Origin of the sequence: Synechococcus sp. 60AY4M2 (genome assembly GCF_002760375.1) — a bacterium.
Taxonomy (GTDB): domain Bacteria; phylum Cyanobacteriota; class Cyanobacteriia; order Thermostichales; family Thermostichaceae; genus Thermostichus.
The window spans coordinates 2,910,438-2,920,636 of record NZ_AUMZ01000001.1; the positions used below are offsets into that span (position 1 = coordinate 2,910,438).

The window sequence follows — 10,199 nt, forward strand, 5'->3', positions numbered from 1 at the left end:
TCCACCACCTGAAAGGTATAGGGCAAGTTAGGGCGTTCGCTGTGGGCGGCCACCCGCTGGCCGATGCGGTTCACCCGCTCCACCCAATAGAAATTTGAACTGACGCGAATCTGTCCGCGGGCTTTCAGTTGCTGGTCGATCTGGCGGCCCAAGCTCACCTCTTGGGCGTCGTTTAACTGGCTCACCTGCAGCCATTGCAGGCCGTGGATCAGCAGCCGAACCAGGTCTTGGGCCTGGGCAGGGGATCCCATCCCGGCGGCAAGGATGGCCAGCAGAGCAAAGGCAACCGGCTTGGCCACGCGGCAACTCCGCCGCTGGGGGGGGATGGGGCCCACCGACGGGATTGCCTCGACAGCAGAGCGAGGTTTCAATACCCGCATTGGATCCCTCCAAGACAACCTTCTCTCAGGCTAGCGATCTGGCAATGGGATCGTCCTACCAGAAATGGGCAACCCCTCTACTCTTTTGGCTACTTTGGCTGAGATTGCAGCAAGGGGAAGTGTTTCCGCAGCCAGGCTTCTGCCTCAGCGCGAGTGGTAAGCTCGCCGTTGAGGGTGAGGCAGCGCAGGCGCTCCAAGATCTCCTGAAAAAGAGGGCCCGGCTTGTAGCCCAGGCAACGCAAATCGTGCCCGTTGAGGGGTGGCTTCACCCAATGCCACTCCTGCAAGTAGCGCCAGAGCAGCCGCCGCGCTGGCTTGGCGGCCAGCCCTGCCAACAGGATCACCGCCGGGATGCGCAGCCCCTGCAGCAGCCGTACTACCTGAGCCGGAGACAGGGATCCGGTCTCCAGTTGGGCCAAGAGGGCTTGGTAGTGGGAGAAATGGCTGAGGCGTTCGATGCCCGCTTGGGTGAGGTGGAGCTGGCTGGCTACCTGGGGTGCCTGGGGCAGGGGCAAGAGCAAGGCTTCCAGGCGCAGTTGCCAGATCTCCTGGGATCCCAGCTCGGGGTAGCGGCGGCGGAAGTGATAGGCCCAGCGGCCCACCCGCTGCAGCCGCCGGTACAGGGAGGGATCCCAGGTCAAAGCGGGGTGAATGCAGCGCAGGGCTCCCCATGCCGCCAGCCGCTCAAAAGCCAAGGGCCAGTCGCGGGAGCGGAGGATGTAGGCCAGCTCCTGCTTGAGGCGCTCCCCGCCAACGGCATCGTGGAGGCCGCTGGCTACAGCCGTGCGAATCCATTCTTCGGTGGTCGGATCCAGGGCAAAGCCCAGGTGCACGGCAAAGCGCACTGCCCGGTAGATGCGGGTGGGATCCTCGATGAAGCTGTTGGGGTGGAGGGCGCGGATGATCCCCTTTTGCAGATCCGCTTGCCCGCCGAAAAAGTCCAGCAACTGACCCCGCTGGGGGCCGTTGAGGCGCAAAGCCAGCGCATTGATGGAAAAATCCCGCCGGTAGAGATCCTGATGGATGGATCCCATGGCCACTTCAGGGGGCGAGGCCGGGTAGGGGTAAAACTCGGTGCGGGCGCTGGCAATATCCACACAAAAGCCCCCTGGCCAGATCAGGGCTGCCGTCTGGAACTTGCCGTGGATCTCCAGGCGTGCCTCCGGGAAGTGCTGCTTGAGGGCTTTTCCCAGGATCAACCCCCAGCCCGGCGGATCCGTCCCTTGGGGGGTCGAGGGGTAAGGCCCATCCACCACCAAATCCAAATCCAGCCGTTCCAGGCAAGAGGAGGGCTGCCGTCCCCACCGGTGCAGCAGCAGATCCCGCACCGCCCCCCCCACCAGATACAGCCGCAGACCCTTTTCATCGGCAATTCGGGCAGCTTCCTCTAGCAGCCGGCGGTGCTGCGGCGAGAGAGCGGCAAAGGTGAGATCCAAAGGACAAGAGAGAGCAGGAGAAGCCAACTGGGGTGAGAGGGCCGGCAGCTGGTGCAGGTGTCGCAACACATCGGTGCGGGTAACGATCCCCACCAACTGGCCATCCTGGAGCACTGGCAGACGGCCAATGTCCCACTGCACCATCAGCCGCTGGATCTCCGCCAGGGGCGTGTCGGGGGAGAGGGTCTTGACGTCGGTAGTCATGTAGCCCTTGACGGGGGCATGGCCAAAGCCGTGGTGCAGGGCAATGTCGATATCTCGCCGCGAGATCACTCCCACCAGGCGGCCCTGGCCATCCACCACCACCAGGCCGGAGTGGCCATAGCGCAGCAGCACCCGCTGCGCCTCCTGGATAGTAACCTCCGGTCGGATGGTGCGCACCGGCGAGGACATCAAATCCTTGGCCGTCACAGGCGGCGGGATCCGCTCTTTAACCGCCTGGCTGAGGTCGCTCAGCACCTGGGCGGGATCGGGCAGGGGCTGGTCTGGAGAAGCTTTTAGGGTAGCGGCTGCCGCACAGTCGTGGCCGCCGCCGCCGTAGCGGGCCATCACCTGGCCCAGTTGGGCAAACTCCTGCCGCGCCCGCCCGATCAGGCTGAGCCGCTCCCCCTGCCGTGCCACCAAGAGCAGCACGTCCACCCCCGTCAGCTCCATCAGCCGCATCACCAGGCCGGCCAGGCCAGGCACAAACTCCGGCAGCTCCAGCAGCCACGTTCCCAAGCGGTACTCCCCCACCGCCTCCACCTGCATCTGGGCCAGTCCCTGGCTGAGCAGTTCCTGCATCGGGGGGGTGAGGCCATCGCCCAAAAAGCGCCGCAGCACCACCAGGTTGACTCCCTGACGCATCAGCCAGGTGAGGGCGGCGGCATCGCGGGCGGTGGTCTCCGGGAAGGTCAGGGATCCCGTGTCCATGTGGAGGCCCAACGCCAGCGCCAGCCGCTCGAAAGGGCTGAGGCGGATCCCGGCCGCCTGCAGCCGCTCCACCAGGAGGGTACAGGTGGAGCCCACCGCCTCAATGTGAGCGCTGACCTGCTGCTGCGGCCACAGCTCTTCCAGCGGGGTGGCCGGCAGGTGGTGGTCGAAAATCTCGATCTTCGCCCCAGGAACGCTCAGCCAGGCAGCAGCCTTACCGAGGCGATCCGGGTCGTAACAATCCACCAGGATCCAGCGCTGGACCTGGCGGGGATCCACCGAACGCAGCTCGATGAGGGGAAACTCGTCCCGGTAGAGGGCCAAGAACTCCTGCACTCCCGGCAGGGATCCGCCAGTCAAGGCAATGCGGGCGCTAGGGTAGAGTCGGGCTGCCCCCACTGCCGCCCCTAGGGTGTCGAAATCTGCTGACTGATGACACAAGATGAGGTCCATGCTGGCCTAGGCCGGGATCCCAGCCCCGGGGAGGGAGCTGCTGCTTGGCTGCAGCGGGCCAAAAACAGTTGGCGGGCGTGCTCAAGGACAAAGCCCTAAAGCGTGGTCAGTTCTTTTTCTTTCTCCGCCAGCAGATCGTCGATCTTCTTGATATAGCGGTCGGTCAATTTCTGGATTTCTTCTTGCAAGCTTTTGGACTCGTCTTCGGAGATCTCGCCGTTTTTCTCCCGCTTGCGCACCGAGTCGATGGCGTCGCGGCGGATGTTGCGAATGGAAACCCGGCCCTCTTCGGCCAGCTTGGCCACCTGTTTGCTCAGCTCCTTGCGCCGCTCTTCGGTTAGAGGAGGGATATTGAGGCGCACCACCTTGCCATCGTTGCTGGGGGTTAGGCCCAGGTCGGAGGCGACGATGGCCCGCTCAATTGCTGCCAGGGTCGAGGGATCAAAAGGCTGGATCAAGAGAGTGCTGGCATCTGGAGTGGTGATGCTGGCTAGCGCCTTCAGGGGAGTGGGAACGCCGTAGTACTCCACCTGAACGCGATCCAGCAGGCTGGCGTTAGCCCGCCCGGTGCGCACCGTGTTGAAGGAACGCTGGGTGGCCTGCACCGCTTTGCTCATTAACTCCTCGATCTCAGCTAGCTCCACGACCTTTTCCTCGCTCTCGAAACAGTTTGCAGACGCTCAGACACTAGCGGCAAAAAACCAAGACCTCTAGCACGAGCCTGAGCTTAATTTTATCTTGTCTAGATCCGCGCGCGGCTCTAGAAGCCATTCTCCAGTCCTAGCGGCACTAGAATGGCCATGAACTCCTCTTCTTGGTCCATGCCTGGGATCCCTGCTGCTTTTTCCCCGCTGAGGTTGACGCTTGAGCAGGTCAACCTCTCAGCTTCGGCTCTGGCGCTGTTGGACTACTGCCCCCGCTTGTTTTGCTACGTGTACCTGGAGCGGCTGATTTGGCCGGCAGCGGATGCCTTTGAGCACGAAGCGGAGCAGCAGCGGGGACGCCAGTTTCACCGCCTGGTGGAATCGTACAGCCGCGGGCTCCAGGTGGAGCCGCGCTTGTCGGCCTTGGAGGAGACAGTACGCCAGTGGTGGCAGGTGTTCTTGGCCAGTCCCCATGCCCAGCCGCAGGGGCGGGTGTTGGCGGAACTGCCCCTCTGGCAACGGATTGAGGGGTTTAAGCTGATGGCTCGCCTGGATCGGCTGGTGATTGCGCCGGGATCCCTGCACATTGTCGATTGGAAGACGGAGCGGCAGCGCCCCCCCGACGAACAGTTGGCCCAGGACTGGCAGGTGCGCCTTTACCCGCTGTTGCTCTGCGGGGTGGCCGCTCAACTGCCCCTGGCAGGCCCTTTTGAGCCGGAGCAGGTGCAGCTTACCTTTTGGTATGTGCAGCACCCGCAGCAGCCTTTTCAGTTGCGCTACAGCGCCGCCGCCTACGAGCGGGATCTGGCCCACCTCAAAGCCACCCTAGGCCGCCTGCGGCAACTGGAGGCGCAGGCCTTTCCCGCCCTCCCCTACGGCGAACGCTGTGCCAGTTGCCTGTTTTGCGCCCGTTGCCACGGGCTCATGCCGCCAGGGATCCCTTCCCAGAACCTGACGGACTGGGTTTGGCCGGAAGCGGAGCCACTAGAGGAAACGCCTGAGGCGGAATGGCTATAGCCGCCGGGATCTCGGTGACCCCAATCGCTCTCCAAACCTGCATACTGAGTTAGAGAGTATTGCAGGGTTGCTAACTGTGGTGGCAGGAGTCATTGCCGGCACTTCCAGGGATCCCGACTGGGATGTGGAGCTCAAGGGGCTCCGCAAGCGCTTTGGCGATTTTGTGGCCCTCGACGGCATTGACTTGCAGATTCGGCGGGGCGAGTTTTTTGGCCTGTTGGGGCCTTCCGGCTGCGGCAAGACCACGCTGCTGCGCATCATCGCCGGCCTGGAGATAGCTGACGCTGGCGAGGTGGTGATCCGGGGGCAGCCGGTGGGCCATCTGCCTGCCCACAAGCGCAACGTCAACACCGTGTTCCAGAGCTATGCCCTCTTTCCCTTTATGACCGTGGAAGAGAACGTCGCCTTTGGCCTGCGCATGCGGGGAGTGCGAGGGGAAGCGCTGCGCAAGCGGGTGGCCGCCGCTTTGGAGTTGGTAGAGATTGGGGATCTGGCTAAGCGCAAGCCCCAGGAGCTCTCCGGCGGGCAGCAGCAGCGGGTGGCCCTAGCCCGCGCCTTGGTCAACGAGCCGGAGGTGCTGCTGTTGGATGAGCCGCTCTCGGCTTTGGATGCCAAGTTGCGCAAGCAGCTGCAGGTGCAGTTGTGCGAGTTGCAGCGCCGCCTGGGCATGACGTTCATTTTCGTGACCCACGACCAAGAGGAGGCCTTGGTTACCAGCGACCGGGTGGCGGTGATGCGGGCCGGGCGCATCGAGCAGGTTGGCCTCATCGACGAGGTGTACGAGCGGCCGGCAACAGCCTTTGTGGCGGACTTTTTGGGGGCCAGCAACCTCATCGAAGGGATCGCCTGCGGCACCGACTGCGTCGAGACGCCCCTGGGCAAGCTCAAGGTGCTCGGGATCCAACCCACCCTGGAGCCAGTGCAGCTGGCCATTCGGCCGGAAAAGATTCGGCTTTCTCGGAGCGGCTGGGATCTGCTGCCCAACCAAGTGCCCGTGCGGGTGGAAAACCTCATCTACACGGGGGCAGAAAACCAGTACCTCCTGCGCACAGCTAGCGGCCAGCAGCTCAAGGCCCTCACCCTCAACGCCGACATCGAAGACCAGGATTTTGCCATCGGGGAGGCCCTGGTGGCCCATCTTCCTCCTAAAAACTTGGTGCGCCTGCGGCCGGATCCCCGGCGGGAGGACTCCCCATGCTGAAGCGCTTGGAGAAGCCTGCCCAAGTGCGCGCCGGGGAATTGCTCACGCCCTGGCAGGAGCTGCTGCACAGCCTGATCTTTGCCGGGCCGGGGGTGCTGTGGGTGGTCACGTTTTTGGTGCTGCCGGGGCTGCTGCTCTTGGCCTGTAGCTTTCTCAGCCGCGGCGAGTTTGGCCAGGTGGGCCTGCCCCTGACGCTGGCCAACTACCTGCGCGCTCTTGGCTACGGTCCCCTAGGGTGGACGCCCATCTACTGGCAGATCCTGGGCCGCAGCCTGCTGGTGGCGGCAGTTACCACCTTCTTCTGTGTGCTCCTGGCCTATCCCCTGGCCTTTTTTATCGCCGCCCACCCGCCCCGACAGCGGGATCTGTTGCTGACGCTGGTGGTGGTGCCCTTCTGGACCAACTTGGTGATCCGCACCTACGCCTGGATGGTGGTGTTGGCCCCGGAGGGGTGGCCGGCGCGGCTAGCGGCCTGGCTGGGCTGGATCCCGCCCCAGACGGCTCTCTACCCCAGTTGGCTGGCGGTGTATCTGGGCATGATCTACACGTTCTTGCCCTACATGGTCTTGCCCCTCTACACAGCCGTGGAGCGCATCGACTGGCGCCTGGCCGAGGCGGCACGGGATCTCTACGCCAACGGCTGGCAGGTTTTCCTATGGGTGCTCTTTCCCCAGACGCTGCCGGGGCTGGCAGCGGGGCTGATTTTGGTTGGGATCCCGGCCCTGGGCATGTTCGTGGTGCCCGACTTGCTGGGGGGCAGCAAGACGCTCTTGATTGGCAATGTCATTCAGATGCAGTTTGGCGCGAGCCTGGACTACCCCTTTGGAGCGGCCCTCAGCTTTCTGGTTACTGGCCTGAGCCTGGGGCTAGTCTACGCCTACAGCCGCTACGTCGGCAGCCGCGGCCTAGAAGAGCTGATCTAAGTCGCTGGCAAGGGATCCCCTCACCCCCAGCCCCTCTCCCTTAGGGAGAGGGGAGTTAGGGATCCGGGAGATGGCGGATCGCCGCTTGCTGGCAAGCTCTGGTAGGTTGAGGATACTGGCGTTGTGCGAGAGGGATCCCTTGACCCAAACTCTGCTTCCTCAGGCTTCCGCCCAGCTCAAGTCCTCTCCCCCGGCAACGTGGGATGTCATTGTCATCGGCGCTGGGATTGGTGGCCTGGTGGCAGCTACCCAGTTGGCGGCCAAGGGCTACCGGGTGTTGGTGCTGGAAAAATACCTCATCCCTGGTGGCAGCGCCGGCTACTTTGAGCGCCCGGATCCCAACGGCAAGGGGGTCTACCGCTTTGATGTCGGGGCTTCCATGATCTTTGGCCTGGGCAGGCAGGGCACCACCAACCTGCTTACCCGCGCCTTGGCTGCCGTGGGCCAGTCTTTGGACTCCATCCCCGACCCGGTGCAGATTGCCTACCACCTGCCCCAGGGGCTCAGCCCGCGCGTGCACCGGGACTACGAGCAGTTTTTGCAGGAGCTAGCCAGCTATTTCCCTCAGGAAGCGGGCAGCATCCGCCGTTTTTACGACCGCTTCTGGCCCATCTTCAACAGCCTCAACGCCATGGAGCTGCTCTCTTTGGAGGAGTGGGGCTATCTCTGGCGCTCTTTTGTCGGCAACCCCCGCGCCTGCCTGACTTTGGCCCGCTATTTGCCGGCCAATGTGGGCCAGGTGGCGCGGCGCCACCTCCGCCATCCGGCGCTGCTGCGCTTTGTGGACATGGAGTGCTACTGCTGGTCGGTGGTGCCGGCAGAGCGCACGCCCATGATCAACGCCGGCATGGTGTTTTGCGACCGCCACTACGGCGGCGTCAACTACCCCAAGGGAGGGGTGGGGCAGATTGCCCAGAAGCTGGCCCAGGGGCTAGAGACCTGCGGGGGGCAAATCCGCTACCGAGCGTCGGTGCGGCGGATTTTGGCAGAACGGGGCCGGGCCGTGGGCGTCGAGCTCTCCACGGGGGAAAAGCTCTTTGCGCGCAAGATCATCTCCAATGCCACCCGCTGGGATACCTTTGGCCGCCTCTGGCCAGGACCCTTTCCGGCAGCGGAGCGGCGCTGGCAAAGCCGTTATCAACAGTCCCCCAGTTTCTTGAGCCTGCACTTGGGGGTGCGGGCCGAGGCCCTGGCCGGTGAGCGCTACTGCCACCACATTCTTTTAGAAGACTGGCAAGCCATGGAGGCGGAGCAGGGCACGATCTTCGTCTCCATCCCCACCCTTTTGGATCCGGAGCTGGCCCCACCAGGCCGCCACATTGTCCACGCCTTTACCCCCAGTTGGATGCAGACTTGGCAGGGCTTGAGCCCAGAGCAGTACCGGCAGCAAAAACAAGCGGCAGCCGAGCGTCTCATCCGCCGCCTGGAGGCCCTCTGGCCTGGTCTGGGATCCCACATTGAACTGCAGGAAGTGGGCACCCCCCGCACCCACCGCCGCTTCTTGGGCCGCGTCGACGGCACCTACGGCCCCATCCCTCGCGGCACTCCCTGGGGACTCTTGGGCATGCCCTTCAACCGCACCGCCATCCCCAACCTCTACTGCGTGGGGGATAGCACCTTCCCCGGCCAGGGACTCAACGCTGTCGCTTTCTCTGGGTTTGCCTGCGCCCACCGGGTAGCGGCGGACTTTTCCTAAAGCTGTTTCCAATTTCTAGGAACCCCCCGCAGTCGTCTTGCATTGAACCCCTTCCCACTGCAAGAGCTCTTGCATGAGCGTCGGGGTGAGGCATCGAAGCGGGCAGCCTAGAGCGCTCAACCGACCCTGGGTGCAGCGGAGCGTACCCCCAGGGCCTCGGCAAGGTGACCGTAGGTAGTAGCTTTGCCTGCCAGAATCTGGCAAACCACTTTGTGGACTCGCTCGAAGAAATCCCGATGATTGGCAGACATGTTCCGCGACCGCGATTGCCAGAGCGCATCGTGTGCTTGACGGAGGAGACGGCAGAGACGCTCTACGCCTTGGGGGCTGGGGATCTCGTCGTCGGCATTTCTGGATTTACGGTGCGTCCGCCGGAGGCGCGGAAGAAGCCGAAGGTGTCCACCCTTCTGGATGCCAACATCGAACGGATTTTGGCGCTGCAGCCCGATGTTGTGCTTGCATGGTCGGATCTGCAGGCAAACATTTGCGCTGAGCTCATTCGCCAGGGGGTGGAGGTTGTCTGCTTCAACCAGCGCACGGTTGAGGGGATCCTCTCCATGATCCTGCGCCTTGGGGCACTGGTAGGGCGAGCTGCTCAGGCACGGGCATATGTGCGCTCCTTGCGGGAGGGATTGCACCGAGCTATGCAGCGTGGACAGCAACGGCGCCGCCGTCCACGGGTCTACTTCGAGGAGTGGGATAACCCCTTGATTACAGGCATCGGCTGGATCAGCGAACTCATTCGTTTGTGTGGAGCTGAAGACATCTTTTCCGAATTCAGTGCCTATCCCGATGCACGGCGCCGGATTATAGCTGAACCGGCAGAGGTCGTGCGGCGCGCTCCAGACATCATCCTGGTGTCCTGGTGTGGCAAGAGGTTCAAGCCTGAGCGGCTTCACAGCCGCCCTGGGTGGGAGACTATCCCGGCGGTCTGGAGCGGACACGTCTACGAGCTGCCGTCAGAGGTGATTCTGCAGCCCGGTCCGGCTGCCTTGACCGATGGGGTGCAGTTGCTGCTGCAGATCTTTGACCGCTGGGAGGCCCAATCCTCCGCCTAAGCTTTGATGCTGCTTTCGATATGGTTGTGGGCCTGGACGGCGTCATACTTGAGCCCGAAGTCTTCTAGCGCGTACAGCACTGCCCGATTGTGGCTGCTGCACAGGCGCGTGAAGTTTGGGAGCACCTGGCGGTTGTTTCCAATTTCTAGGGATCCCCACGAAGGGGGAACTTTCATGCTGGGCTTTGCCCAGTGATGTGTTGTTTCGGAGGTCGTTTCCAATTTCTAGGGATCCCCACAAAGGGGGAACCCAGACGTTTTACGTGGTGGAAGTCTCCACCCGAGGCGGGGTTTCCAATTTCTAGGGATCCCCACGAAGGGGGAACAAGCTGAACGATGGCGTAGTGATGTCGGCTCCCAGCCCGTTTCCAATTTCTAGGGATCCCCCCGAAGGGGGAACTTTCCCATTATTACGAGAGTCATGATAGCAGACGAGCAGGAGTGTTTCCAATTTCTAGGGATCCCCCCGAAGGGGGAACC

Annotated in this window: 8 protein-coding genes and 1 pseudogene; 5 read left to right on the plus strand and 4 right to left on the minus strand. The window is 63.2% G+C overall.

Going from position 1 to position 10,199, the window contains the following annotated elements; translation table 11 throughout:
• The 3 genes and pseudogenes from SYN60AY4M2_RS12755 to frr form a co-directional block, all read right to left on the minus strand.
• Positions 1-380: pseudogene (locus SYN60AY4M2_RS12755) on the minus strand (peptidase M48); the annotation flags it as partial.
• 89 nt (positions 381-469) lie between these two features.
• Positions 470-3,181: a CBS domain-containing protein gene (locus tag SYN60AY4M2_RS12760; RefSeq protein WP_099813082.1), complete on the minus strand. Its 2,712-nt coding sequence runs from the start codon at positions 3,179-3,181 to the stop codon at positions 470-472.
• A 95-nt stretch (positions 3,182-3,276) separates the two neighbouring features.
• On the minus strand, positions 3,277-3,825 hold the full coding sequence (frr, locus tag SYN60AY4M2_RS12765) for a ribosome recycling factor (RefSeq protein WP_011430687.1): 549 nt from the start codon (positions 3,823-3,825) through the stop codon (positions 3,277-3,279).
• Between the two features lie 156 nt (positions 3,826-3,981).
• Here frr and SYN60AY4M2_RS12770 point away from each other — a divergent pair, with 156 nt between their 5' ends.
• The 5 genes from SYN60AY4M2_RS12770 (at position 3,982) to SYN60AY4M2_RS12795 (ending at position 9,720) form a co-directional block, all read left to right on the plus strand.
• Positions 3,982-4,842, plus strand: coding sequence for a PD-(D/E)XK nuclease family protein (locus tag SYN60AY4M2_RS12770; RefSeq protein ID WP_049749827.1), 861 nt, complete (start codon positions 3,982-3,984; stop codon positions 4,840-4,842).
• A gap of 76 nt (positions 4,843-4,918) precedes the next feature.
• On the plus strand, positions 4,919-6,043 hold the full coding sequence (locus SYN60AY4M2_RS12775; RefSeq protein ID WP_240527897.1) for an ABC transporter ATP-binding protein: 1,125 nt from the start codon (positions 4,919-4,921) through the stop codon (positions 6,041-6,043).
• A complete protein-coding gene (locus SYN60AY4M2_RS12780; protein ID WP_099813084.1) occupies positions 6,037-6,966 on the plus strand; it encodes an ABC transporter permease in 930 nt (309 codons plus the stop codon). Before SYN60AY4M2_RS12775 ends, SYN60AY4M2_RS12780 begins: the two co-directional genes overlap by 7 nt.
• A gap of 139 nt (positions 6,967-7,105) precedes the next feature.
• Positions 7,106-8,662, plus strand: a complete 1,557-nt coding sequence (crtH, locus tag SYN60AY4M2_RS12785; protein WP_099813372.1) for a carotenoid isomerase — start codon at positions 7,106-7,108, stop codon at positions 8,660-8,662.
• A 281-nt stretch (positions 8,663-8,943) separates the two neighbouring features.
• A complete protein-coding gene (locus tag SYN60AY4M2_RS12795; protein ID WP_240527854.1) occupies positions 8,944-9,720 on the plus strand; it encodes a cobalamin-binding protein in 777 nt (258 codons plus the stop codon).
• On the opposite strand, the gene SYN60AY4M2_RS12800 is transcribed toward SYN60AY4M2_RS12795, so the two are convergent.
• Complete coding sequence (locus SYN60AY4M2_RS12800; RefSeq protein ID WP_099813087.1) at positions 9,717-9,896, minus strand: hypothetical protein; 180 nt, start codon at positions 9,894-9,896, stop codon at positions 9,717-9,719. The two genes, SYN60AY4M2_RS12795 and SYN60AY4M2_RS12800, sit on opposite strands and share 4 nt — an antisense overlap.
• Positions 9,897-10,199 lie beyond the last annotated feature (303 nt).